This is a genomic window from Pseudomonas sp. NPDC088414 (assembly GCF_044753325.1).
Classification (GTDB): Bacteria; Pseudomonadota; Gammaproteobacteria; order Pseudomonadales; family Pseudomonadaceae; genus Aquipseudomonas.
In genome coordinates this window covers 26,530-52,496 of sequence record NZ_JBIVMY010000012.1, presented here as the reverse complement: position 1 = coordinate 52,496, position 25,967 = coordinate 26,530, and the positions used below count along the sequence as shown (strand labels likewise).

22 protein-coding genes are annotated in these 25,967 nt (G+C 61.6%); 8 read left to right on the top strand and 14 right to left on the bottom strand.

What is annotated here, in order from left to right:
* Positions 1-51 precede the first annotated feature (51 nt).
* Entirely contained in the window at positions 52-1,422 is a 1,371-nt protein-coding gene (gene creD, locus ACIP8I_RS13240) for a cell envelope integrity protein CreD (protein ID WP_400761623.1), read from the top strand.
* A 199-nt stretch (positions 1,423-1,621) separates the two neighbouring features.
* Here creD and ACIP8I_RS13235 read toward each other — a convergent pair whose 3' ends face one another.
* From ACIP8I_RS13235 to ACIP8I_RS13200, 8 genes are all read right to left on the bottom strand, one after another.
* The gene (locus tag ACIP8I_RS13235) at positions 1,622-2,251 is read right to left on the bottom strand and encodes a glutathione S-transferase (protein WP_367085990.1); all 630 of its coding nucleotides are present in this window, start codon (positions 2,249-2,251) and stop codon (positions 1,622-1,624) included.
* A 206-nt stretch (positions 2,252-2,457) separates the two neighbouring features.
* Positions 2,458-2,637, bottom strand: a complete 180-nt coding sequence (locus ACIP8I_RS13230) for a hypothetical protein (protein WP_400761620.1) — start codon at positions 2,635-2,637, stop codon at positions 2,458-2,460.
* Entirely contained in the window at positions 2,634-3,758 is a 1,125-nt protein-coding gene (locus ACIP8I_RS13225; RefSeq protein WP_367085988.1) for a PepSY domain-containing protein, read from the bottom strand. The genes ACIP8I_RS13230 and ACIP8I_RS13225 overlap by 4 nt, the downstream gene beginning before the upstream one ends.
* A 74-nt stretch (positions 3,759-3,832) precedes the next feature.
* Positions 3,833-6,259, bottom strand: a complete 2,427-nt coding sequence (locus ACIP8I_RS13220) for a TonB-dependent siderophore receptor (protein ID WP_400761617.1) — start codon at positions 6,257-6,259, stop codon at positions 3,833-3,835.
* A 248-nt stretch (positions 6,260-6,507) separates the two neighbouring features.
* Positions 6,508-7,479 (bottom strand): FecR domain-containing protein, encoded by a 972-nt coding sequence (locus ACIP8I_RS13215; protein WP_400761614.1) that lies wholly within the window; start codon positions 7,477-7,479, stop codon positions 6,508-6,510.
* The gene (locus ACIP8I_RS13210; protein ID WP_400761749.1) at positions 7,476-7,994 is read right to left on the bottom strand and encodes an RNA polymerase sigma factor; all 519 of its coding nucleotides are present in this window, start codon (positions 7,992-7,994) and stop codon (positions 7,476-7,478) included. The genes ACIP8I_RS13215 and ACIP8I_RS13210 overlap by 4 nt, the downstream gene beginning before the upstream one ends.
* Positions 7,995-8,211: 217 nt before the next feature.
* Complete coding sequence (locus tag ACIP8I_RS13205; protein ID WP_400761612.1) at positions 8,212-8,919, bottom strand: PolC-type DNA polymerase III; 708 nt, start codon at positions 8,917-8,919, stop codon at positions 8,212-8,214.
* Positions 8,916-10,850, bottom strand: a complete 1,935-nt coding sequence (locus tag ACIP8I_RS13200; protein WP_400761609.1) for a putative nucleotidyltransferase substrate binding domain-containing protein — start codon at positions 10,848-10,850, stop codon at positions 8,916-8,918. Before ACIP8I_RS13200 ends, ACIP8I_RS13205 begins: the two co-directional genes overlap by 4 nt.
* Before the next feature lie 259 nt (positions 10,851-11,109).
* Here ACIP8I_RS13200 and ACIP8I_RS13195 point away from each other — a divergent pair, with 259 nt between their 5' ends.
* Complete coding sequence (locus ACIP8I_RS13195; protein WP_007966541.1) at positions 11,110-11,556, top strand: response regulator; 447 nt, start codon at positions 11,110-11,112, stop codon at positions 11,554-11,556.
* Positions 11,557-11,798: 242 nt separating this feature from the next.
* Here the strand turns inward: ACIP8I_RS13195 and ACIP8I_RS13190 are convergent, their stop codons facing one another.
* Complete coding sequence (locus tag ACIP8I_RS13190) at positions 11,799-13,976, bottom strand: malate synthase G (protein ID WP_400761606.1); 2,178 nt, start codon at positions 13,974-13,976, stop codon at positions 11,799-11,801.
* 607 nt (positions 13,977-14,583) lie between these two features.
* Here ACIP8I_RS13190 and ACIP8I_RS13185 point away from each other — a divergent pair.
* On the top strand, positions 14,584-15,102 hold the full coding sequence (locus ACIP8I_RS13185) for a glycine cleavage system protein R (protein WP_007966538.1): 519 nt from the start codon (positions 14,584-14,586) through the stop codon (positions 15,100-15,102).
* Between the two features lie 223 nt (positions 15,103-15,325).
* Here ACIP8I_RS13185 and rarD read toward each other — a convergent pair whose 3' ends face one another.
* From rarD to ACIP8I_RS13160, 5 genes are all read right to left on the bottom strand, one after another.
* On the bottom strand, positions 15,326-16,213 hold the full coding sequence (gene rarD / locus ACIP8I_RS13180; protein ID WP_027610684.1) for an EamA family transporter RarD: 888 nt from the start codon (positions 16,211-16,213) through the stop codon (positions 15,326-15,328).
* A 204-nt stretch (positions 16,214-16,417) separates the two neighbouring features.
* On the bottom strand, positions 16,418-17,392 hold the full coding sequence (locus tag ACIP8I_RS13175; RefSeq protein ID WP_007966536.1) for a serine/threonine protein kinase: 975 nt from the start codon (positions 17,390-17,392) through the stop codon (positions 16,418-16,420).
* A 166-nt stretch (positions 17,393-17,558) separates the two neighbouring features.
* Positions 17,559-19,460, bottom strand: coding sequence for a PhoX family protein (locus ACIP8I_RS13170; RefSeq protein WP_400761601.1), 1,902 nt, complete (start codon positions 19,458-19,460; stop codon positions 17,559-17,561).
* Between the two features lie 70 nt (positions 19,461-19,530).
* Complete coding sequence (locus tag ACIP8I_RS13165) at positions 19,531-20,295, bottom strand: TOBE domain-containing protein (protein WP_400761599.1); 765 nt, start codon at positions 20,293-20,295, stop codon at positions 19,531-19,533.
* A 190-nt stretch (positions 20,296-20,485) separates the two neighbouring features.
* Positions 20,486-21,220 (bottom strand): ComF family protein, encoded by a 735-nt coding sequence (locus tag ACIP8I_RS13160; RefSeq protein ID WP_400761598.1) that lies wholly within the window; start codon positions 21,218-21,220, stop codon positions 20,486-20,488.
* Between the two features lie 91 nt (positions 21,221-21,311).
* Here ACIP8I_RS13160 and bioB point away from each other — a divergent pair, with 91 nt between their 5' ends.
* The 5 genes from bioB (at position 21,312) to bioD (ending at position 25,912) form a co-directional block, all read left to right on the top strand.
* Positions 21,312-22,367: a biotin synthase BioB gene (bioB, locus tag ACIP8I_RS13155; protein WP_367085973.1), complete on the top strand. Its 1,056-nt coding sequence runs from the start codon at positions 21,312-21,314 to the stop codon at positions 22,365-22,367.
* 160 nt (positions 22,368-22,527) lie between these two features.
* Entirely contained in the window at positions 22,528-23,706 is a 1,179-nt protein-coding gene (bioF, locus tag ACIP8I_RS13150) for an 8-amino-7-oxononanoate synthase (RefSeq protein ID WP_134787488.1), read from the top strand.
* Entirely contained in the window at positions 23,699-24,430 is a 732-nt protein-coding gene (locus ACIP8I_RS13145; protein WP_400761595.1) for an alpha/beta fold hydrolase, read from the top strand. The genes bioF and ACIP8I_RS13145 overlap by 8 nt, the downstream gene beginning before the upstream one ends.
* A complete protein-coding gene (gene bioC, locus ACIP8I_RS13140) occupies positions 24,423-25,235 on the top strand; it encodes a malonyl-ACP O-methyltransferase BioC (RefSeq protein ID WP_400761593.1) in 813 nt (270 codons plus the stop codon). Before ACIP8I_RS13145 ends, bioC begins: the two co-directional genes overlap by 8 nt.
* The gene (gene bioD, locus ACIP8I_RS13135) at positions 25,232-25,912 is read left to right on the top strand and encodes a dethiobiotin synthase (RefSeq protein ID WP_400761591.1); all 681 of its coding nucleotides are present in this window, start codon (positions 25,232-25,234) and stop codon (positions 25,910-25,912) included. The genes bioC and bioD overlap by 4 nt, the downstream gene beginning before the upstream one ends.
* Positions 25,913-25,967: the final 55 nt, after the last annotated feature.

Here is a 25,967-nt window from a genome sequence, read left to right as displayed (position 1 = left end):
AAACCACAAAGCACTCCCAGACTGGCCACATTCCAACCAGGGAGCGTCGTTATGAATCGAAATCTGACTATCAAACTCGGGGCTGTCGCCCTGTTGATCCTGCTGTTGCTGATCCCGTTGCTGATGATCGACGGCATCATCGATGACCGCCAGCAACGGCGCGACGGCGTACTCGAAGACATCGCCCGCAGTTCCAGCTACAGCCAGCAACTGAGCGGGCCGGTGATGGTGGTGCCGTACCGCAAGGTGGTGCGTACCTGGAAGACCAACGAGAAAACCAGTCAGCGCTATGAAGAGCTCGGCGAAGAGCGCGGTCGGCTGTACTTTCTGCCGCAACGTTTCGAACTCGATGGCCAGGTGCAGACCGAGCTGCGCAAGCGCGGTATCTACGAGGCGCGGCTGTTCCATGCCGACAATCGCATCAATGGGCATTTCTCGTTGCCGGCGCAGTTGGGGATCAAGGAAGACTTCGCCGATTACCAGTTCGATGCGCCGTTTCTGGCGGTGGGCATCAGTGACATTCGCGGTATCGAAAACGCCCTGAAACTGGAACTCGACGGCCAGCGCCTGGACTTCGTACCCGGTACTCAGGTGGGCTGGCTGGGCGAAGGCGTGCGGGTCACGCTGCCGGCGCTGGATACCCGCAAAACCACGGAACTGACCTTCGGTTTCGACCTGCGTCTGCAGGGCACCGGTTCGCTGCAGGTGTTGCCGGTGGGCAAAACCAGCCACGTCAGCCTCGCGGCCAACTGGCCGCACCCAAGCTTCATCGGCAATTTCCTGCCGGGCAAACGCGAGATCAGTGATCAGGGTTTCAGCGCCGATTGGCAGACCACGTTCTTCTCCACCAACCTGCAAGAAGCCATGAGTCGTTGCGTGACGGGCAATGAATGCGAGGGGTTCAGCGGGCGCAGTTTTGGCGTGAGTTTCATCGATCCGGTGGACCAGTACCTGAAGAGTGATCGGGCGATCAAATATGCGCTGTTGTTCATCGTCCTGACCTTCGCCGGTTTCTTCCTGTTCGAAGTGCTCAAGAGTCTGGCGGTGCATCCGGTGCAATACGCATTGGTCGGGGTGGCGCTGGCGTTCTTTTACCTGTTGCTGCTGTCGTTGTCGGAGCACATCGGCTTTGCCCTGGCGTATCTGCTGTCGGCCAGTGGCTGTGTGTTGTTGATCGGGTTTTATGTGTGTCACGTGCTGCACAGCGTGCGCCACGGCCTGAGTTTCTCTGCGGGATTGGCGGCGTTGTATGGCCTGCTGTACGGACTGCTGAGCGCCGAGGATTACGCGCTGCTGATGGGTTCGCTGCTGTTGTTCGGCTTGCTTGGGGTGTTCATGGTGCTGACGCGCAAACTCGACTGGTACGGGATCGGGCAGAAACCGGCCAGGCCGCTGGAGTTTGATGGGGGGGCGATGCAATGAGCGGGTTGCGCGAGGATCAGCGCTGGAAGGAAGCGTTGGTGACGCGGATTGTCGAGTTTCTGCCTGTGGATGCGAGTTGGTGCCATCGCTGGCAAGCCAGCTCCCACAGGATTTGTGCTGAAACAGAGGGCTCTGTCATATCCAAATCCATTGTGGGAGCTGGCTTGCCAGCGATGAGGCCGGTACAGGCACCGCCGATTTAAGGCTTGGGCAGGGTGGCGACCATGGACGCTCGCTGGCTCACCTCGAAATACCAGCTGGCCAGTTGCGGGTTGGCGCTGCGCCAGTCCAGATCCGGATGACGCAGATCGATGTAACCCAACGCACAAGCGACGCTGATTGCGGCCACGTCGAAATGGCTGGTCAGCTCGGCGATGGCGTCACTTTCCAGATAGGCCAGGGCGCGACGGATTTTCTCGCGCTGGGCGTTGAGCCATTCGTCCCAGTGCTTTTCCGGGGCGCGCAATACCAGTTCGTAACGCACCATCACCGAGGCGTCCATGATCCCGTCAGCCAGCGAGGCCAGGGTCAGACGGCGCCAGCGGGCCGCGCCTTCGCGGGGGATCAGCGGATTGCCGACGTGCTGCTGGTCGAGGTATTCGAGGATCACGCGGCTGTCATGGATGACGCTGCCGTCGGCCAGACGCAGGGCCGGGATTTTGCCCAGCGGGTTGTCGGCATTGAGCGCAGCGTCCGGGCTGACCGGGCTGAGCACGCAGTCTTGCAGGGCGACGCGATTCTGCTGGCCGGTCTCGTGCAACAGCACCATCACTTTGCGCACGAACGGGGAGAGCGTGTTGTGAAACAGGGTCATGCTGGGGGCGGACATTGGCAAACCTCGGTGGTCATCAAGAACAGCAGGTTAGCCTAGCTACAACCACTGTGGCTGGCGAGGAATTGATGGTGTTCGTGAGATCGCCATCGCTGGCAAGCCAGCTCCCACAGTTTTTGCAGCGAACACAAATTTCAGATTCAGCATAAACCCCTGTGGGAGCTGGCTTGCCAGCGATGAGGCCATCACCGACAACACAAAAACTACCTGCGCTGCAATAAACCTCTAATGGCCAGATAAGCCGGAACACCCAGCCCGACCCAGCTCAACGCATCCCAGATTCCATCCCCCAACAGCGCCGAAAACAACCCCGCCGCACTCAGCAGTGCGATCACCAGCGGCGTGCTGAACACTTTCCAGAAATTGCTCTGACGCGGCTTCATGCAGCAGCCTCCGCCGTCACCGGTTTCGCCGCTTTACGCCGCACCACCCAGAGGTACACGCCGCTGCCGAGGACAATGATGGTCAGCACATCAAGGGTCGCCCAGAGGATTTTCATCGGCATGCCGCCGTAGTCGCCGAAGTGCAGCGGCTGGGACATGCCCATGGCGTCCATGTACCACGGGCGCTCGGCCACAGCGGTGACCTGCAGAGTGCTGGCGTCGATCAGCACCGGCGTCAGCAGGTGCGAGGTCAGGTGGGTGCCGCCCTTCATGAACACCGCGTAGTGATGCTCGCTGGAAAAGCGCGTGCCGGGGAAGGCGATGAAGTCCGGGTTCATCCCCGGCGCCACGTCCCGGGCGATGTCGAGCAGGCGGGTGGCGGGGGCCAGTCGGGTCAGTGGCGGGGCATCGCGGTACGGCGCGACCATGGCGGTCAGCGAGTCATTGCGCCACGCGGCGATGAGCAGGTCGGCGCAGGCGCTGATCACTCCGGTGACGCCCACCACCAGTGCCCAGGTCAGGGTGACGACGCCGATCAGGTTGTGCAGGTCGAGCCAACGCAAGCGGGTGGACTTGTCCTGACGCACGGTGCCGAACGGCAAGCGACGCATGAACGGCAAGTACAGCACGGTGCCCGAGATGATCGCGACCACGAACAGCAAACCCATGAACGCCAGCAGCAACTTGCCGGGCAATCCGGCGAACATGTCCACATGCAGGCGCAGGATGAACAGCATCAGCCCGCCATTTGCCGACGGGGTTTCCAGCGCTTCACCGGTGCGCGCATCGAGCATGAAGGTGTGCGACGAGTTCGGTTCGGTGCCGGCGGTCTTCGCCATGATCGTCAACACGGCATTGGGTTCGTCGTCCTCGAAACCGAAGTACTGCACCACTTCGCCGGGACGATGTTGTTCGGCGGCCTCGACCAGTTGCGCCAGGTTCAGGCGCGGCGTGTCGGCCGGCATCTCGCGCACTTGCGGGGCATCGCCGAGCAGGTGCTCGATCTCGTGATGGAAGATCAGCGGCAGGCCGGTCAATGCCAGCAACAGCAAAAACACGGTGCAGATCAGGCTGGTCCAGGTGTGGATGAACGACCAGCGGCGGATTGTTTTACTTTTCATTTCATGACCTTCAAAAACACCGAAGCCGTCCATGAAGGACGGCTTGGTGACAGGACCTGTTTCAGCTCACGCGGTTACCACTTGTAGGTGGCGCTGGCGACGACGCTGCGCTGGTCGCCGTAGTAGCAGTAGAAGCCGTCGCAGGTGGAGATGTAATCCTTGTCGAACAGGTTGGTGGCGTTGACCGCGACCGATGCACCTTTGAGGCTGTTGTCCAGGCGCCCGAGGTCGTAATGCACGGAGGCGTCGAACACCGTGTAAGCATTGGCCTTGCCCAGCCAGGTGTTGCCCTGATCGCCATAGGTGTTGCCGGTGTAACGCACGCCACCGCCAATACCGAAGCCGTCGAGCACGCCGCTGTGCCAGGTGTAATCAGTCCACAGCGAGGCTTGCTGGTTCGGCATCAGTTGCAGGCGGTTGCCTTTGTAGTCGCCTTTCTGCACTTCGGACTTGGCCAGGGTGTAGGCGGCAATCACTTTCAGGTTATCGGTGACGTCCGAGGTCGCCTCCAGTTCCAGGCCTTTGACCTTCACTTCGCCGGTCTGGCTGGTGATCGGGGTATTGCCGACGGTGGTGGTGACCGCGACGTTTTTCTGCGTCAGGTCATACACGGCGGCGGTCAGCAGGGTCTTGCTGCCCGGTGGCTGGTACTTGACGCCCATTTCCCATTGCTTGCCTTCGGTCGGTTTCAGCGAACCGGTGGAGGAGGCGTCGGCGCCGGTGGTTGGCTGGAAGGATTCGGCGTAGGAAATGTACGGGACGAAGCCCGAGTCGAACACGTAGCTGAGCGCTGCGTTACCGCTGAAGTTCTTGTCGCGCTGGGTGTTGGTCGCGTCGGCCTTGTTGAAGAATTTGGTGCCGGTGTGGACCCAGTCTTCACGACCGCCCAGCGTCAGGCGCCATTGGTCGAGGGCCATCTGATCCTGCACATAGAGGCCGGTCTGGTAGGTCTTCTGGTCGTAGTCGTAATACGCCGTCGAGCGATCCGGACGAACGATCGGCTGGCCGTAAATCGGGTTCAGCACGTTGGTTTTCAGGCCGTCACCGTAGATCGACAGGTAGTTGGTGTTGCTGCGCTGGTGATCCAGCCCCAACAGCACGGTGTGGCGAATGTCACCGGTGGCGAAGTCGGCCTGGAAGTTGTTGTCCACCGCGAACTGGCTGATGTCTTCGTCAACGCTGGTGCTGGTGCGCCCGACGTTACCTTGATCGTCCACCATGGTGTACGGGTAAGAGCCGACGGTCAGGGCCTGGAACGACAGATCCGACTTGGTGTAGCGCAGGTTCTGCTTGAACTGCCAGACATCGTTCAGCCGATGTTCGAAGGCATAGCCGAGCGCGTAGTAGGTGCGGTCGTAGTATTCCCAATCCGGGTCGCCGAGATTTTTGTGGTGCGAAACGCTACCGAACGGCATGTCGATCTTGGTGCCCTGCACCGGCAGGAACTGGCTGGTAATGCCGGTATCGTCGCGGGTGAACTGGCTCAGCAGGGTGATTTTGGTGTCGTCGTCGATGTTCCAGGTCAGGCTCGGCGCGATGTTGTAGCGCTTGTTATCGATGTGGTCGATCTGCGTGCCGCTGTCACGCACCACACCGCTGATGCCGTAGAGAAACTGCCCGGCATCGTCGATCTTGCCGGTGCTGGCGAAGTTGATCTGGCGATGGTTGTCGCTGCCGTACTGCAACTGGATTTCGCTGCTGGCGTCGCTGTTCGGGCGCCGGCTGACCATGTCCAGCAGGCCGCCCGGCGGGGTCTGGCCGTAGACGGAAGAGGCTGGGCCGCGCAGCAGGGCGAGGCGGTCGAGGTTCCAGGTTTCCTGTTTCGGGTTGGCGTATACGCCTTTGGGCAGCGGCAGGCCATCGAGGAACTGGGTCGGCTCGAAACCGCGCACGCGCAGCCAGTCCGCGCGGGTGTCGCTGCCGTAGCTGCTGGCGGTGATGCCGGGCATGTAGCGCACGGCGTCATCGAGGCTGTGCACGCTGCGGTCGTCCATTTGCTGACGGGTCGCGACCGAGATCGAGCGCGGTGCTTCGACCAGCGCAGTGTCGGTCTTGGTGCCGGCGGCGGTGCGGGTGGCGGTGTAGCCTTCGACCGGGCCCCAGGCGCTTTCGTAGTTTTCCACGCCGATCACTGCAGTTTCCGGCAGCGCCAGTGTCCCTTCCGGCACCGCAACCAGTGTGTAGGTGCCGGTGTTGCTTTGTTCCAGTTGCAGACCGGTGCCACGCAGGGCGGCACGCAGCGCGCCGGCGGCATCGTATTGGCCGTTGACCGGTGCCGACGTCTTGCCCGCCGCCAGCGAGGGATTGAGCGACAGCGCGAGGCCGCCCTGGCTGGCGATCTGGTTCAGCGTGGTCGACAACGGCGCCGCCGGCAGGTTGTAGGCGCGTACGCTGGAGGCCTGCTCAGCGGCGAGCAACGGGTGGCTGATCAGCGGGGTGCTGAGGGCGATGGCGACCGCCAGCAGACTGGGGCGCAACAAGGTGTCTAGCGAACGGGACATGCGAAGGCTCCTGAATGGAAATATTTCTCAATTGCCTGTGTGCCGGACGAGAATTGAAAAGTGATAGGGCTGGATGAAAATAATTTCGATTAACTGAAAAGTGACCGAGACCCTGTGGCGAGGGAGCTTGCTCCCGCTGGAGCGCGAAGCGGTCCCTGCTGTCTTTCAGATAAATCGCATTGACTGGTTTGACGACTGCTGCGCAGCCGAGCGGGAGCAAGCTCCCTCGCCACAGAGGTCGGTCGCCCTCAAGGCTTGGTATCAGCCTTCGCCACCGTGACCCAATACGGCGTGTGCTGCTCGATCTGTACCGGCAGGGTCGGCAGCAGAGCACTCAGGGCCTTGTCGGTGTCGTGCAGCGGGAAGCTGCCGGTGATGCGCAGGTCGGCGACCTCCGGGGCGACGCCCAGATAGCCACGGCGGTAGCGCCCGAGTTCGTGCACCAGATCGCCGAGCCGCGCGTTGTCCACCACCAGCATGCCGCGGGTCCAGGCATCGGCGCCGGGGGTGAGTGCGGCGACCGCGTCGAGGCCGTCGTTGCGAATCAGCACTTGCTGGCCTTCGCGCAGGATCTGCTCGTCAGGATGACTTTGCGGATGCGCCGCCACCGCCGATTGCAGGACGCTCAGACGCGTGCCCTGGTCTTCACGCTTGACCAGAAACCGCGTGCCCAGCGCGCGCATGCTGCCTTCGCGGGTCTCGACGATGAACGGTCGCGCATCGCCGTGACCGGTCTCGACCATGATCTCGCCTGCCTGCAATACGATCAGCCGCTGGCTGGCGTCGAAACGCACATCCACCGCGCTGTGGGTGTTGAGGTTGAGCACGGTGCCATCGACCAGCCGCACCGTGCGCTGCTCGCCGGTGGCGGTGCGTTGATCGGCCAGCCAGTAATCCAGCGGCAGGTAGCGATCACCGGCAAACAGCGCCAGACCGACCACCGCCACCACGCTGGCCAGTCCGCTGCCGAGCTTGCGCACTCTTCGGCGAATGCCCTCGCGCGATTGCAGCAACGCAGCGCGGGCCGGGCCGTTGGCGACGCTGAAGCGCTGATCGAGCATGCCCAGCTGGCGCCAGGCGCGGGCGTGTTCTTCATTGGCTGCGTGCCACTTGGCGAACTCTTCGCGCTCCAGCGCACTGCTGGAATCCAACGACAATTGCCAGGCAATCGCCGCGTCCAGCACCTGAGCCGAAACCGGTCTGGAGCTGGCCGGGCTCATGTCGGCTCACCGTAGAGGGCGATGTAGCACTGGCGAATGCCCTGAGCGAGGTATTGCCGCACACGCGGCACCGAGACGCCGAGCTTCGCGGCGATTTCGGCATGGCCGAGGCCGTCGAGGCGGTTATAAAGGAAAGCGGCGCGGGCCTTGGTCGACAGTTTGCCGAGCAGGCGGTCGATGGCCTTGAGGTCTTCGAGGATCAATTGCTGTTCTTCCACCGAAGGCTGTTCGCCTTCGGGGATCAGCATCAATTCGGCGATATAGGCCTGCTCCAGCGCGGCGCGGCGGAAATAGTCGAACAGCAGGCCCTTGGCAATCGCCACCAGAAACGCCCGCGGTTCGCGCGGCGTCAGCAATTGTTCGCGACCGAGCAGGCGCACGAAGGTGTCCTGGCTCAGATCTTCTGCCCGTTGCGGGCACGCCACGTTGCGCCGCAACCAGCTCAGCAGCCAACCGCGATGGTCGCGATACAACGCACCGACGAGTTCACTGTGAGGGCTTGGGACTGACGACACCAGACGCACCGATTGGGAAATGTTAACCAACGAGAATTGTTCGCGATTCTCGCAGAGGTGGGAATGGTTAGCAATTGGCCACTGGTCAGATGGTACGTTTGGATAGCCTCTGTAGGAGCTGCCGCAGGCTGCGATCTTTTGATCTTGTTTTTAAAAGCGAGATCAAAAGATCGCAGCCTGCGGCAGCTCCTACAGAGGGATGTGGGTCGGCTGCAATCTAGAAGGAAGGCGCCTGCTGCCGACGTTTCCACTGACTCAAACGCTGCTGCAGGTTCAGCGGACTATGAATCTGCTGCTGCCGTGCCCGGCTGAACAGGATCAACGCCAGCTCTGCCGTCGCCAGCGCATCGGCACTCGCGTTGTGCCGCTCGAACACCTCAAGCCTGAACCAGTCGATCCATTCATCCAGCCCGGCCTCACGGATATTCGCCTGCGGGCACAACAGCGGTGCCATGTCCGCGACATCCAGAAACACGTTCTGCAGCTTGTAGCCCAAGTGTTCTTTCAATGCGCGCCCGAGCATGTGCTGATCGAAGGGCGCATGAAACGCCAGTACCGGGCTGTCGCCGATGAATTCCATCAACTCCAGCAATGCCTCGGCCGGGTCGCTACCGGCGGCAATCGCATTCGGCCCCAGGCCATGAATCAACACGCTCGGGCTGAGTTTCAGCTCTCGACATTGCAGGGTGCGCTCGAACTGCTGGCTGAAGTCGATCGCGCCGTCTTCGATCACCACCGCGCCGATCGACAGCACACGATCCTTGTTCAGGTTCAGCCCGGTGGTTTCCAGATCCAGCACCACCCAGCGCTGCTCGCGCAGGCTGCACTCTTTCAGTTCGCTGATCGCCGGCAGCTCCGCCAGACGCTGTTGCAGGTCGGCCGACAGCAGAGGGCTGGCCGGGCGCAGCCACGAAAACAGGCTCATAGCTGATACCGCAAGGCCAGGCTGCTCTGCAGGCGCTGGGCCTGGCGCAGGGATTCACGCAGGATGCGCCGGTCCAGATGATTGAGGCTGTCCGGATCGACGCGGTTCGACCAAGGCAGATTTTCCCGCGTCTGGATCTGGTGTTGCTGCATGCGGGTCTGCTGGATGAAGTGGTAAGCCTCTTCATACGCGGCGCCGTCGAGCCGTTCGATCACCTCTTTCTCGACCAACTGACGCAAGCGTTCGAGGGTGTTGTTGGTTTCGATGCCGTGCGCCAGTGCCAACAGACGCGCGCCGTCGACGAAGGGCGTCAGGCCCTGGACCTTGAGGTCGAGGGTGGCTTTCTCGCCGTTTTTGCGCGCCAGCACAAACTCGCGAAAGCGTCCCACCGGTGGACGATTGCGCAGGGCGTTTTCGGCCAGCATGCGCTGGAATAAACGGTTGTCGCCGACCTGATCGAGAATCCCCCGGCGCAGTTGCGCGCAGCCTTTCTCGTCGCCCCAGACCACTCGCAGATCGAAATAAATGCTCGAACCGAGCAGGTTCTCCGGCGTCGCTTCGCGAATAAACGCTGCAAAGCGCCGCGCCCACTCCGCCCGAGACAGACACAGCTCGGGATTGCCGGCCATGATGTTGCCCTTGCACAGGCTGAAGCCGCACTGCGCCAGACTCTGGTTGATCTGCTGGGCAATCGGCAGCAGCTTGCCGCGAATCTCCGCCGCGTGCGCTGCGTCCCGCGCTTCGAACAGAATGCCGTTGTCCTGATCGGTGTGCAGCGTCTGTTCGCGCCGGCCTTCGCTGCCGAAGCACAACCAACTGAACGGCACGCCGGGGTCGCCTTTTTCGGCGAGGGTCAGTTCGATCACCCGGCACACGGTGTGGTCGTTGAGCAGTGTGATGATGTGGGTGATCTGCGTCGAAGACGCACCGTGGGCGAGCATGCGTTCGACCAGTTGGCCGATCTCGCCGCGCAGGCTCACCAGTTGCTCGATGCGCTGGGCACTGCGGATGGTCCGGGCCAGGTGCACCAGATCCACCCGTTGCAGCGAGAACAGGTCGCGCTCGGAAACCACGCCACACAGACGCTGATCCTTGACCAGACAAACGTGGGCGATGTGCCGTTCGGTCATGGCAATCGCCGCGTCGAAAGCACTGTGATCGGGCGACAGAAAGAACGGCGAACAGGTCATGTGCCGCTCGATGGTTTCGCTGAAATCACCGCTGCCATTGGCGACCACTTCGCGCAGATCGCGCAGGGTGAAAATCCCCAGCGGCGCCTTGTGTTCATCCACCGCGACGATGCTGCCAACCTGCTGTTCGTGCATCAGCTTCACCGCTGTGCGCAGAGATGTATCCGGGCTACAGGTCACCGGATGGCGCATCGCCAATTCGCCGAGGCGGGTATTCAGCGAATACTGGGTACCGAGGGTTTCCACGGCTTTCTGCTGGACTTGCTGATTGACCTGATCGAGCAGGCTGCTGACCCCGCGCAAAGCGAAATCGCGGAAGCTGTTGGACAGAGCGAACAGCTTGATGAACGCCGGTTTGTTCAGTTGCAGGCAAAAGGTGTCTTCGCCGGCCAGGTGTTCGGTGCGGGTCGCCCGTTCGCCAATCAGCGCGGCGAGGGGGAAACACTCGCCAGTGGTGATTTCAAACGTGGTTTCGGTGCCGGGCCTGGTGATGTGCTGACGCTCACCGATCACCCGGCCCTGTTTGACGATGTAGAAGTGTTCGACCGGCCCGTCGGCGGGCTTGATGATGCTTTCGCCCTGGCCGTAGAACCGCAGCTGACACTGCTCCACCAGATAAGCCAGGTGGGCGTGTTCCATCTGATTGAAGGGCGGGAAGCGCTGGAGGAATTGCAGGGTGCCCTGAATGTTCTGCAACACCGCGGTTTTCCCTGCCTGGGTGAAGGCGTCCGCTTTACTCATAACCATTACCGCAGTCTTTTTTGAATTGTTGTTGTCGGATCGTTGCAGCCATGGTCGGCCCCCGCGTGCGGGGTGCCCATTGGACGTAAGTCTAGGTTTGAGCTGCCGTTGGGCACATTTGGGAAGTGCCCTACAAAAACAGTCGGAAATTCCCCCGCCAGCCACTTGGAAAAAAATCCGACGAAGTGCACATTGAAGCTCTGCTTAGCGATGTCTGACGACTGTGCCAGGTGATTGATTTGAAAACTTAGAGAACGCCATGTCCGACCACGATATTTTGAGCGACGCCGAGCGTGAAGCGCTCAGCGCTGTAATGCTCGAACCTGACTTGCCGCCGCAGCGTGTGCTGATCGTCGATGACGACAAGGACGCCCGGGAGCTGTTGTCGGAGATACTCGCGTTGGACGGTATTCACTGCATGACCGCGGCCAGTGGCGAAACCGCACTGAAGATGCTTGCGGAAAAACCCTCGATAGGCCTGGTGATCACTGATCTGCGCATGGGCAACGTCGGTGGTCTGGACTTGATCCGCCAAGTACGCGAGTCGGTACGGGCAGCGATGCCGATCATCATTGTTTCCGGCGATGCCGATGTGAAGGACGCCATCGCGGCGATGCATTTGAGCGTGGTGGATTTTCTGCTCAAGCCGATTGATACGGCGAAGTTGCTGGGGCTGGTCAAACACGAATTGGGCATTGATCCGTAATCGTGTTTAACCGCTACCCTTGTGGCGAGGGAGCTTGCTCCCGCTGGGCTGCGAAGCGGCCCCAAACCCTGCATCCACATTAATCCTGACACATCGCATTCGCTAAAATTACGACGGCTGCGCCGCCAGGCGGGAGCAAGCTCCCTCGCCACAGGGATTACTGCCTGCTTGGGATTTCAATCCAAACAAAAAAGCCCTGATCGCGAGATCAGGGCTTTTTCATGTCCGGCAGTCAGCGCAGGTTACAGGCCGTTAGCCTTTTTGAACTCGCGACGACGACGGTGCAGCACCGGCTCGGTGTAGCCGTTCGGCTGTTTGGTGCCTTCGATCACCAGTTCGACCGCCGCCTGGAAGGCGATGTTGCTGTCGAAGTCCGGTGCCAGCGGACGGTACAGCGGGTCGTTGGCGTTCTGCCGGTCAACCACCGGCGCCATGCGCTTGAGGCTTTCCATCACTTGCGCTTCGGTGACGATACCGTGGCGCAGCCAGTTGGCGATGTGCTGGCTGGAGATCCGCAGCGTCGCACGGTCTTCCATCAGGCCGACGTCGTTGATGTCCGGCACTTTCGAACAACCCACGCCCTGGTCGATCCAGCGCACCACGTAACCGAGAATGCCCTGGGCGTTGTTGTCCAGTTCGTTCTTGATCTGCTCTGGCGTCCAGTTCGGGTTGACCGCCAGTGGGATGGTCAGAATGTCGTCCACCGAAGCGCGGGCACGCTTGGCCAGTTCGGCCTGACGGGCGAACACGTCGACCTTGTGGTAGTGCAACGCGTGCAGCGCAGCAGCGGTCGGCGACGGTACCCAGGCGGTGTTGGCGCCGGCCAGTGGGTGAGCGATTTTCTGTTCGAGCATCGCCGCCATCAGATCGGGCATCGCCCACATGCCTTTACCGATTTGCGCGCGACCTTGCAGGCCGGTACTCAGACCGATATCGACGTTCCAGTTCTCGTAGGCGCCGATCCACTTCTCGGCCTTCATGTCGGCCTTGCGCACCATCGGCCCGGCTTCCATGGAGGTGTGGATTTCATCGCCCGTGCGGTCGAGGAAACCGGTGTTGATGAACACCACGCGCTCGCTGGCCGCCTTGATGCAGGCCTTGAGGTTGACCGTGGTACGGCGCTCCTCGTCCATGATCCCGACTTTCAGCGTGTTGCGTTTGAGGCCCAACACGTCTTCGATGCGACCGAACAGCTCGTTGGTGAACGCTGCTTCTTCCGGGCCGTGCATTTTCGGTTTGACGATGTAGACCGAGCCGGTACGCGTATTGCGACGCGAGGTGTTGCCGTTGAGGTTGTGCATCGCTGCCAGACAAGTGACCAGACCGTCGAGGATGCCTTCCGGCACTTCGTTGCCGTCCTTATCGAGGATCGCGTCGATGGTCATCAGGTGGCCAACGTTACGCACGAACAACAACGAACGGCCGTGCAGGGTCACTTCACCGCCGTTCGGTGCGGTGTAGGTGCGATCCGGGTTCATGCTGCGGGTGAAGGTCTGGCCGCCCTTGGCGACTTCTTCGGACAGGTCGCCCTTCATCAGGCCGAGCCAGTTGCGGTAGATCACCACTTTGTCGTCGGCATCGACGGCGGCCACGGAGTCTTCGCAGTCCATGATGGTGGTCAGGGCTGCTTCCATCAGAACGTCTTTGACGCCGGCAGCGTCGGTCTGGCCGACCGGGGTGCTGGCGTCGATCTGGATTTCGAAGTGCAGACCGTTGTGTTTCAGCAGCACGGCAATCGGCGCGTTGGCATCGCCCTGGAAGCCGATCAGCTGTGCATCGTCACGCAGGCCGGTGTTGCTGCCGCCCTTGAGGGAGACCAGCAGTTTGCCGTCAGCGATCTTGTAACCGGTGGAGTCGACGTGGGAGCCGGCCGCCAGTGGCGCCGCTTCGTCGAGGAAGGCACGGGCGAAGGCGATGACCTTGTCGCCACGCACCTTGTTGTAGCCTTTGCCTTTTTCCGCGCCACCGTCTTCGCTGATGGCGTCGGTGCCGTAGAGGGCGTCGTACAGCGAACCCCAGCGGGCGTTCGAGGCGTTGAGGGCGAAGCGGGCGTTCATCACCGGGACCACAAGTTGCGGGCCGGCGGTACGGGCGATTTCATCATCGACGTTTTGCGTCGTTGCCTGGAAATCAGCCGCTTCTGGCAGCAGATAACCGATTTCCTGCAGGAAGGCTTTGTAGGCCACGGCGTCGTGCGCCCGGCCGGCATGTTCCTGGTGCCAGGCATCAAGACGAGCCTGGAAGTCATCGCGTTTGGCGAGTAGGGCTTTGTTCTTCGGTGCCAGGTCGTGAATGACCTTGTCGGCACCTTCCCAGAATTTTTCGGCGGTGAGGCCGGTACCGGGAATGGCTTCGTTGTTCACGAAGTCGAACAGGACTTTGGCGACCTGCAGGCCACCGACTTGAACGTGTTCAGTCATTGCTTGCCTCACTCTGCTCAGCTATTTCGCTTTTCAGCTCTTCAATTTAACAATGAAGCCTCTGGCCATTTAAACCACAAACCTTCCGACCAGTACATGCCATTGCTGGCGGCTGGGCTGGGACCAATCAACGGCTTGGGGGCCTTGCTGACGGGGCTTTCAAGGTTGCGAACGTGCCTTGGGCAGACATCGATCCAGCGTTATGTAGTGCGCGCCGAGGCATACTACATGATGCGTTGCGCTTGTGAAAATCTGACTAATTACGTCGTTCTGCGACCTCATGACGCATTGCGGTCACGTCGCGGAACGGGATGTTCTCAAAAAACCAGCGGATTGTTCCAGCTAAATATAAAAAGTTGTACACATAAATTACGTGCGGCTTCCATTCAGCTTCGATGAGCCTGCATTTGTGGCGAGGGAGCTTGCTCCCGCTCGGGTGCGAAGCACCCGCAACAGATATTACTGACTGGAGAGGGCGTCCTGCGGCCGCCCAGCGGGAGCAAGCTCCCTCGCCACAGGTGTTGTTCACTTGAGCATGGCGGCTGAATGTCAGTGCTTGCCTATACTTGCCTTTCTATAACAAAAGTCATGACAAGAGGGCGGCGCCATGGACCATCTCGTACTCACCGTGTTTGCCCCGGACAAGCCCGGGCAGGTCGAGCGCATCGCCCAATGCATCGCCGAGCATGGCGGCAACTGGCTGGAAAGCCGCATGTCACGGATGGCCGGGCAGTTCGCGGGGATTCTGCGGGTGGGCGTACCGGCGGAGGCTTACGACGAATTAGTCGATTCCCTACAGGCACTGTCGGCACAAGGCATTCGCGTACTGATTGCCGAGAGTGGCATTGAGCAGTCCTGCACCTGGAAACCGATCGCCATGGAGCTGGTGGGCAATGACCGCCCGGGCATCGTGCGCGACATCACCCGCTTGCTCAGTGAGCAGGGGGTGAACCTCGAACGCCTGGTGACCGAAGTGCGCCCGGCGCCGATGAGCAGCGAGCCGCTGTTTCACGCCGAAGCGATCCTCGCGGTGCCGCTGACCCTGTCGCTGGACGTGCTGCAATCGCGGCTGGAAACCCTGGCCGATGATCTGATGGTCGAACTGGTGTTACGTACGGACGTTTAGTCCCTGCTTGGGTTATCCAGTTTTAACGTGCACCTGCCTGTGGATAACCTGTAGAGACCGGGCGCAACGCCGCGTCGGCTATGGCTTGCAGCGAACTGGTCAAAAAACCGCCAGCATTCAGTGACTTGCGCACAAACGGCGGGGATCACGCTGTGGATAACCTTGGGAAGGAACGTCGCAGGCCACGAGAACCGTGGCCTGCGAAGCTTTGTGCGTTTTTTGATCAGCTGCGCCGGCGCAAGCTGATCACCGCATCGACGCTGTAAACGGCCAGACCGGCCCAGATGAAGATGAACGCGATCAGCGTGCTCGACGACAAGTGCTCACCAAACAGCAGCACCGCCTGCAGCAGCACCAGGGTTGGCGCGGTGTACTGGAGGAAACCGATGGTGGTGTAGGGCAGGTGCCGGGTGGCGGCGTTGAAACACACAAGCGGGATGAGCGTCACAGGACCCGCCGCCACCAGCCACCAGGCTTGGGAAGTGGTCCAGAACTCGGGTTGGGCGCTGGTCGCGGTCTGGTTGAACAGCAGCCAGGCCACAGCGATCGGCACCAGCATCCAGGTTTCCACCACCAGCCCCGGCAAGGCCTTGACCGGCGCCTGTTTGCGGATCAAGCCGTAAAAACCGAAGGTCAGTGCCAGCACCAGCGAGACCCACGGCAGACTGCCGACCTGCCACACCTGCTGCGCCACGCCGATGGCTGCCAGCCCCACGGCTATCCACTGCATGCGCCGCAGGCGTTCGCCGAGAATCAGCATCCCCAGCAGCACGTTGACCAGCGGGTTGATGTAGTAACCGAGGCTCGCTTCGAGCATGCGTCCGTTGTTCACCGACCACACGTAGGTCAGCCAGTTGGCCGCGATCAGGGTGCCACTCAGGGCCAGAATCGCCAGGCGCTTGGGGTTGTCGAGCAACTCGCGCAACCAGCCCGGATGCTTCCACACCATCAGCAACAGTGCGCCGAACAGCGCCGACCACAACACGCGGTGAATGATGATCTCGACAGCGGGGACTTCGGCGATGGCCTTGAAGTAGATCGGGAACAGGCCCCAGATGATGTAGGCACTCAGGCCCAGAATGTACCCGCGACGCGGGTTGGCGGCTTGCATGCAGAATCCTTGCTTAGGCAGCTGACAAAGCAGGGATTGTAAGGAGATTTGTCGACGAATGCCTGAGCTGATTGGTCAGAAAAGTGTGAACACAGAACCCTGTAGGAGTGAGCCTGCTCGCGATAGCGGTCTGACATTCAACATTTACGTCGACTGATAAAACGCTATCGCGAGCAGGCTCACTCCTACAGAGGCGGCGGTGGGTCAGAAGAGTTTCAGGGGTTCTTCGTTGAGCGCCGACAGCTGCTCGCGCAACGCCAACACCTGATCCCCCCAATACCGTTCCGTACCAAACCACGGAAAGCTGTGCGGGAACGCCGGGTCGTCCCAGCGCCGCGCCAGCCAGGCGCTGTAGTGCATCAGGCGCAGGGCGCGTAGCGGTTCGATCAGCGCCAGTTCGCGCGGGTCGAAATCATGGAATTCGTTGTAGCCATCCATCAGCTCCGAGAGCTGGCCGAGGCAATCCTGACGGTCGCCCGCCAGCATCATCCAGATGTCCTGCACCGCCGGGCCCATGCGACAGTCGTCGAGGTCGACGATGTGGAACATCTCGTCGCGGCACATCATGTTGCCGGGATGGCAGTCGCCGTGCATGCGGATGTTCTGGTGCGGCGTGTTGGCGTAGGCATCTTCCACGCGCTTGAGCAGATCGCGGGCGACGGATTCATAAGCCGGCAGCAGGCTCTTGGGAATGAAATTGCCTTCGAGCAAAGTGTTCAGCGAGGCGTGGCCGAAGTTCTGCACGGCGAGTGCTTCACGGTGTGCGAACGGCTTGGTGGCGCCGACGGCGTGGATACGCCCGAGCAACTGGCCGAGGCGATACAGCTGATCAAGATTGCCCGGCTCCGGCGCCCGCCCGCCACGACGCGGAAACAGGGTGAAACGGAAACCGGCGTGTTCGTGCAGGGTCTGGCCGTTGTGGATCAGCGGCGCCACCACGGGAATCTCGACGTCGGCCAGTTCGAAGGTGAACTGGTGTTCTTCGAGGATGGCTTCGTTGGTCCAGCGCTGCGGACGGTAGAACTTGGCGATCAGCGGTTCGGAGTCTTCGATGCCGACTTGGTAGACGCGGTTTTCGTAGCTGTTGAGCGCCAGAATGCGCGCGTCACTCAGGAAGCCAATGCTTTCGACGGCATCGAGCACGAGATCGGGTGTGAGGGTTTCAAACGGGTGGGCCATGCTGACTCCTGCGCGCAGCAGGCTGCCGCGTCCGGCCCAGCATGGTAGCGCAGATGGCAGCGGGGGAGTTGGTTGGTGTCTGTGCTGACGCCATCGCGAGCAGGCTCACTCCTACAGTTGGAACGCATTTCCTTGTAGGAGTGAGCCTGCTCGCGATGAGGGCCAATCAGGCGCCGACTATTCCGCCATCCTCACGGGTAATCGCCATCACCGAGGAGCGCGGCTTGCCGTTCGGCAGATGCTCGGGGAAGGTCGAGCCGCCGTTTTCGCCCGGATGCTGAATCCCGACAAACAGGGTTTTCTGATCCGGCGAGAAGCTGATCCCGGTGACTTCGCAACCAATCGGCCCGACCATGAAGCGGCGGATCTCGCCGGTCCTGGGATCGGCGCAGAGCATCTGGTTGTTGCCCATCCCGGCAAAGTCCCCGGCATTGCTCGAGTCGCCGTCGGTGAGAATCCACAAGCGCCCGGCCTTGTCGAAGCCCAGACCGTCCGGGCTGTTGAACATGTTCTGCGGGGTGATGTTCTTCGATCCGCCCTTCGGCGTACCGGCGTGCACGCCCGGGTTGCCGGCGACCACGAACAGATCCCAGGCAAAGGTCTTCGCCGCGTGATCGTCGCGGTCGGTGCGCCAGCGCAGAATCTGCCCGTAGACGTTCTTCTCGCGCGGGTTCGGCCCGCCCACCGGTTGGCCGTCTTCGCCGCGTTTGGCGTTGTTGGTCAGGGTGCAATAAACCTGGCCGTCTTTCGGGCTGACCACGATCCATTCCGGACGGTCCATGCGCGTGGCGCCGACCACACTGGCCGCCAGACGCGCATGAATCAGCACTTCAGCCTGATCGGCGAAACCGCTGCTGGCGTCGATGCCGTTCTTGCCGTGGGTCAGTTCGATCCACTGGCCCTGGCCTTTCGGGTGATCCGGATTGCCGTCGCCCGCATCGAACCTGGCCACGTACAGCGTGCCGTGATCGAGGATGTCGCGGTTGGCCTTAGCGTTGCGGTGATTGATCTTGTCGCGGCTGACGAATTTGTAGATGAACTCGCCGCGTTCGTCGTCGCCCATGTACACCACGGCGCGACCGTCATCGGTCTCGGCCAGTGCGGCGTTTTCATGTTTGAAGCGGCCCAGCGCGGTGCGTTTGACCGGGGTCGATTGCGGGTCGAACGGATCGATCTCCACGACCCAGCCGTGACGGTTGAGCTCGTTCGGGTTCTTCGCCATGTCGAAGCGCGGATCGAACGGATGCCAGTTGATCTCACGGCTGGCGGCCGACACACCGTAGCGTTTCTGCGCCGGGTCGAACTGTTGCTGGGCGTTGCTGCTGCCGAAGCAGTCGGTGAAGTTCTCTTCGCAGGTCAGATAAGTGCCCCACGGCGTCTTGCCGTTGGCGCAGTTCTGGAAGGTGCCGAGGACTTTCTTGCCGTGCTTGTCGGCGGCCGTCTTCATCAGCTCATGACCGGCCGCCGGGCCGCTGATGCGCAGCGGCGAGTTGCCGTGGATGCGGCGGTTGTAGCGCGAGCCCTGAACGAACTGCCATTGGCCGTTCCTGCGCTGCACTTCAATTACCGATACACCTTCGCAGGCCAGTGCCTTGCGCACGTCTTCGGCCGACTGCGGCATGCCGCCGTGCGGGTAGAGGTAGCGGTAGTTGGTGTATTCGTTGTTGATCGCCATCAACGCACGGTTTCGGTCGTCGGGGAATTCGAACAGGCTCATGCCGTCGTTGTTGTCGCCGAACTGCACTTCCTGAGCGGCGGCGGTGCCATTGCCGCTCGGGTCGAACGCCGGGCCGTTCTTGTGCAATGGCTGACCCCAACTGATCAGCACCGAAGACTTGTAGCCCTTGGGCAGGCTGATGACGTCGGTGGTCGCGGCGGGAATGCTCTCGAAGCCGAGCAGGCGGCTGTTGCCGGCGCTGATGCCGGTGGCCAGCGCGCTGCGGCTGAGCAGGTTACCGCCGAGGAACATGGCAGCGCCGCACAGTGCACCGGCGCTGATGAAACCGCGACGGCTGAGGCCGACCATCTTTTCCAGATCAGTGGATTGGTTTTCTTCTAATAGGCTCACATCAGGCTCCCTGCTTGGTTTTGGCAGCAACCTTAATGAGCGTCGATTACGCTTTCGTTGCAGCGCCTGATTACAGCGGCGTGCCGATCAGCACATTGGACGGCGAGAACTGCACCTGCACCGGTTGCCCGACGCTGAGCCCGCGAGTGCGAAGCAGCAACGGCTCAGCCAGAGCGCAGAGCGTCTGGCCGTTGGGCAGGGCGACGCGCACTTCGCTGGGGCCGTCATCGGCATCGAGAATGGCTTCGAGGGTGCCTTTGAGAAGATTGTGTCCAGATGTTGCCGCTTGATCCGCCGCCAACAATTCAAGCCAGCCGGCCTTGATCAATGCCACCACTTCGGTGCCCGGTTGCAGCTCCAGGTGCACGGTGCTGTCGTGAGTGATCTGCGCATCGATCCACAGGCCTTCGGCCAGTTCGAGGCGGATCAGGTCATTGCGGCCCTGACCTTCGATGGCCACGACTTTGCCGTGCAGTTGGTTGCGCGCGCTGGTGCGCAGCATCAATCGCCCGAGCAGATCCAGGTCGCTGGCGTCTTCAGCGGCCTCCAGCACCTGCGCCTGCAAGGCTTGCAGCTTTTGATACAGACGCAGCACCCGCTCACCTTCGCTGGACAATCTGGCGCCACCGCCGCCCTTGCCGCCGACGGCGCGCTCCACCAGTGGCTTTTGCGCCAGGTTGTTCAGCTCGTCGATCGCATCCCATGCCGCTTTGTAACTGAGCCCGGCGCTTTTCGCGGCGCGGGTGATCGAGCCCTGTTCGGCAATGTGTTGCAGCAGGGCGATGCGCTGCGGACGGCGGACGATGTGCTGGGAGAGCAGGCTGGGCAGGGACATGAAGTGGGTGCTTTTTTTCACTGTGGCGGTGGAGAGTGAAGTTGGCGGCTTGCGACGCATCAGTCAAGCCAAACACAGTGCCCTTGTAGGAGTGAGCCTGCTCGCGATGGCGGTGGAACAGTCAGCATCAATGTTGGCCGTGATTGCGCTATTGCGAGCAGGCTCACTCCTACAAGGGATTGTGTCGGTTTCAGTTTCCGGGTTTTGGCGTGCGCGCCAGGCAATACACGTCAACTCGCGCCGCCCCTGCATCCCGCAGCAGTCGCGCCAGTGCCTGGGCCGTGGCTCCGGTAGTCAGCACGTCATCGATCAATGCGAAGTGCCGACCTTTCACCTCGGCGTCAGGCGCCAGAGCGAAGGCGTGACGCAGATTGCGTTTGCGCGCCTTGGCGTCGAGGTCCTGCTGGGCACTGGTGTCGTGGATCCGCCGTAAAGCGTGTTCCTCAAAAGGCAGATCCAGCTCCTGGCTCAACCAGCGTCCCAGCATTGCGGCTTGATTGAAACCGCGTTTGCGCAGGCGTTTTTTCGCCAACGGCACCGGCAACAACACGTCGGGTTGCGGCAAACCTTCATCGAAGCGATGTTGCAGGTATTGTCCGGCTACGTCGGCGAGCAAGTGGCCAAACGGCCATTTCGCGTTGTGTTTAAAGCGCGTAATCAGACTGTCCACCGGGAAGTCATAGCGCCACGGCACGACCACCTGTTCGAACGCCGGTGGCTCTAGCAGGCACTCGCCGCAGGTCAGGCCAGCGCCGGTCAGCGGCAAGGCGCAGGTCTGACAGTGGTCGCCGAGCCAGGGCAGATCGGTTTCGCAGGCGACGCAAATTGGCAATTCTGCTTCTGCGGGTTCATCGCATAGCAAGCAGGTCTGTACGTTTTTTAAACAGATGTAAACCTGTTGTTCGTGTCGTGGTTGACAGCGCATGACTCTTCCTTAAATATGCCGAACATCCGTGTCGCGCCTGTGGGTATTCCGTTCCCGCAGCCGCCAGCCAAGCATAACCAAGGAACTGCCCATGAGCGCCAGCACCTCTGCCACCCTGCGTCACGACTGGTCTTTAGCCGAAGTCAAAGCGCTCTTCGTACAGCCATTCAACGACTTGCTGTTCCAGGCGCAGACGGTGCACCGCGCACATTTCAACGCCAACCGCGTGCAGGTTTCCACGCTGCTGTCGATCAAGACCGGTGCCTGCCCGGAAGATTGCAAGTACTGCCCGCAGTCCGGTCACTACAACACCGGCCTGGAAAAAGAAAAGCTGATGGAAGTGCAGAAAGTCCTCGAAGAGGCTGCCCGCGCCAAAGCCATCGGCTCGACCCGTTTCTGCATGGGCGCTGCGTGGAAGCACCCGTCGGCCAAAGACATGCCGTATGTGCTGAAGATGGTCGAAGGCGTGAAAGCCATGGGTCTGGAAACCTGCATGACTCTCGGTCGTCTCGATCAGGAACAGACCGAAGCGCTGGCCAAGGCTGGCCTCGATTACTACAACCACAACCTCGACACCTCGCCGGAGTTCTACGGCAGCATCATCACCACCCGCACCTACAGCGAACGCTTGCAGACGCTGGCCTACGTGCGTGAGTCGGGGATGAAGATCTGCTCCGGCGGCATTCTCGGCATGGGCGAGTCGCTGGACGATCGCGCCAATCTGCTGATCCAGTTGGCCAACCTGCCGGAGCATCCGGAATCGGTGCCGATCAACATGCTGGTGAAAGTCGCCGGCACGCCGCTGGAAAACGCCGAAGACATCGACCCGTTCGACTTCATCCGCATGCTCGCTGTCGCGCGCATCCTCATGCCGCAATCCCACGTGCGCCTGTCCGCCGGCCGCGAAGCGATGAACGAGCAGATGCAGGCCCTGGCGTTTTTCGCCGGCGCCAACTCGATTTTCTACGGCGACAAACTGCTGACCACCGCCAACCCGCAGGCCGACAAGGACATGCAACTTTTCGCGCGCCTGGGCATTCAGCCGGAAGCACGCGAAGAGCATGCCGATGAAGTGCATCAGGCCGCGATCGAGCAGGCGCTGGTGGAGCAGAAGAGCAGCGAGCAGTTCTATAACGCTGCCATCTAAGTTTTTGATGCGATGCAAAACCCTGTGGGAGCTGGCTTGCCAGCGATAGCGCACTGGCTGTCGACATCTATGTTGAATGTGCCACCGTCATCGCTGGCAAGCCAGCTCCCACAGGGTCTGTGTCCGTCTTGATTCATCTGATCTGACTGTCGAGGCCTGCATGTCTTTCGATCTCGCCGCACGCCTTGCTGCCCGCCGTGCTGAAAATCTCTATCGCCAGCGGCCGCTGCTCGAGTCCCCACAGGGGCCTGAAGTGGTGGTTGACGGGCAGCCGTTGCTGGCGTTCTGCAACAACGACTATCTGGGCCTGGCCAATCACCCGCAGGTGATCGAAGCCTGGCGCGCCGGAGCAGAGCGCTGGGGCGTTGGTGGCGGGGCGTCGCATCTGGTGATCGGCCACAGCGGCCCGCACCATGCGCTGGAAGAAGCATTGGCCGATCTTACCGGCCGGCCGCGTGCGCTGTTGTTCACTACCGGCTACATGGCCAACCTTGGCGCGGTCACGGCGCTGGTCGGGCAGGGCGATACGGTGCTGGAAGACCGGCTCAATCACGCCTCGTTGCTGGATGCCGGTCTGTTGTCCGGCGCGCGTTTCAATCGTTATCTGCACAACGACGCCGACAGCCTGGCCAAGCGCCTGGAGAAAGCCACCGGCAACACGCTGGTGGTCACCGACGGCGTGTTCAGCATGGACGGCGATCTCGCCGATCTGCCGGCGCTGGCGCGTGAGGCCAAGGCCAAAGGCGCGTGGCTGATGGTTGATGATGCCCATGGCTTCGGCCCGCTCGGTGCCAATGGCGGCGGGATCGTCGAGCATTTCGGCTTGAGTCAGGACGATGTGCCGGTGCTGGTTGGCACCCTCGGCAAGGCGTTCGGCACCGCCGGTGCTTTCGTCGCCGGCAGCGAAGAACTGATCGAAAGCCTGATCCAGTTCGCCCGGCCCTACATCTACACCACCAGCCAGCCACCGGCGTTGGCCTGTGCGACGCTGAAAAGTCTGGAATTACTGCGCAGCGAGCATTGGCGACGTGAGCACCTTAACCTGCTGATCCGCCAATTTCGTCGAGGGGCCGAGCAGATCGGTCTGCAGCTGATGGACAGCTTCACCCCGATCCAGCCGATCCTGATCGGCGACGCCGGTCGCGCCGTGCGCCTGTCGCAGATGCTGCGCGAACGCGGCTTGATGGTCACGGCAATCCGTCCGCCTACCGTCCCGGCAGGAAGTGCACGCCTGCGCGTGACCCTGACCGCCGCTCACAGCGAGGCGCAGGTGCAGCTATTGTTGGAAGGACTGGCCGATTGCTTTGCCCAACTGCCGCCGGAGCCAAGCCATGCGTGATCGCCTGATTCTGCTGCCCGGCTGGGGCCTCGGTATTTCGCCGCTGGAGCCTCTGGCCGCGGCGTTGCGGGGGCTCGATGAACATCTGCATGTCGAGATCGAACCGTTGCCGGAACTCGATTCCAGCGACTTGCAGGACTGGCTCGACGAACTCGATGAACGTATCGCTCAGGACGTGTGGCTGGGCGGCTGGTCGCTGGGCGGCATGCTTGCCTCTGAATTGGCGGTACGGCGCGGCGAGCGTTGTTGCGGTCTGCTGACACTGGCGAGCAATCCGTCCTTCGTTGCTCACGAGCAGTGGCCGAGTGCGATGCCCGGCGAGACGTTCAATGCGTTTCTCGCGGGCTGCCAGGCAGATCCGCGGATAACCCTCAAGCGTTTCTCGCTGTTGTGTGCCCAGGGTGCACAGGACCCGCGCGGCTTGTCGCGGCTGATGCTCGGCGGTGCGCCGAATGCGGCACCCGAGACCTTGATGGCCGGACTGGAACTGCTCGCACAACTCGATATCCGTGAAGCGTTGCAGGCGTTTCGTGGCCCGCAGTTGCACCTGTTCGCCGGGCAGGACGGTCTGGTGCCGGCGGAAGCGGCGGGGGCGTTGTTTGCGCTGTTGCCGGATATCGAAATTGGTCTGATCGAACAGGCCAGCCATGCATTTCTTCTGGAAGACCCCCATGGCGTGGCGGGGGCGATCCAGGCTTTTCTACACGAGTGCGGTGATGACTGATTTGTCTTTTGTGGCGCTGCCTGGTGGCTTGCCCGACAAGCGCCAGGTGGCGGCCTCGTTCTCGCGCGCAGCGGCCAGCTATGACAGCGTTGCCGAGTTGCAGCGCGACGTCGGTTCGCAATTGTTGCAGCGTTTGCCGGCGGATTTTGCGCCATCGCGTTGGCTGGATCTGGGCTGCGGCACCGGTTACTTCACTCGCGCACTGGCCGAGCGATTTGCCGAGGGTCAGGGGCTGGCGCTGGATATCGCCGAGGGCATGCTCAACCACGCACGGCCATTGGGCGGTGCGCAGCATTTCATCGCCGGTGATGCCGAGCGCCTGCCGCTGCGGGACGCGACCTGTGATCTGATCTTCTCCAGCCTCGCCGTGCAGTGGTGCGCGGACTTCGAATCGGTGCTCAGTGAAGCACTGCGTGTACTGAAACCCGGCGGGATTTTCGCGTTTGCTAGTCTTTGTGTCGGGACGTTGTACGAATTGCGCGACAGTTGGCGTCAGGTCGATGGGCTGGTGCACGTCAATCGCTTCCGCGAATTCGCCCGGTATGAGCAGTTGTGTGCCGAAAGTGGCTTGCGTACGGTGAGTCTGCAGAATCAGGCGCACGTGCTGCACTACTCGGATGTGCGCAGTCTGACCCACGAACTCAAGGCACTCGGCGCGCACAATCTCAACCCCGGTCGGCCAGGTGGCTTGACCGGACGCGAGCGGATTCTTGGGTTGGTCGAGGCTTACGAGCAGTTCCGTCAGGCACAGGGATTGCCGGCGACTTACCAGGTGGTCTACGCCGTGTTGGAGAAACCGTTATGAGTGCAGCCTATTTCATCACCGGGACTGACACCGATGTCGGCAAGACCACCGTGGCTGCGGGTTTGCTGCATGCTGCGCGCTCGGCCGGGCTGAGCACGGCGGCAGGCAAACCGGTGGCGTCGGGCTGTGAAGTGACGCCCAAGGGCTTGCGCAATGCCGATGCGCTGGCGCTGCTGGCCGAAAGCTCGGTGCCGCTGACTTATCAACAGGTCAATCCGGTAGCTTTCGAGCCAGCCATCGCGCCGCATCTGGCCGCGCGTGAGGCCGGTGTCGCGTTGACGGTGCAATCGCTGCTGGCGCCGATGCGCGAAATTCTGGCGCTCAATGCCGATTTCACCTTGATCGAAGGCGCGGGGGGCTGGCGGGTGCCGCTGGCGGATCAGGACAATCTGTCGGATCTGGCCATCGCGCTGAAGCTGCCGGTGATTCTGGTGGTGGGCGTGCGGCTGGGCTGTATCAGTCATGCCTTGCTGACGGCAGAGGCGATTGCGCGTGATGGCCTGCAACTGGCCGGTTGGGTGGCGAATATCATTGATCCGAAAACCTCGCGTCTGGAAGAGAATCTGGCGACGCTGGCCGAGCGGATTCCCGCGCCTTGTCTGGGGCGAGTGCCGAAACTCAAAGCGCTCAGTGCCGAAGCGGTGGCAGCCCATTTGCAACTCGATCTGCTGGATTAATGCTTTTGCTATGACGGGGCACTGTGCCATCAGTATTTTTGACGGGTGTTTTTAG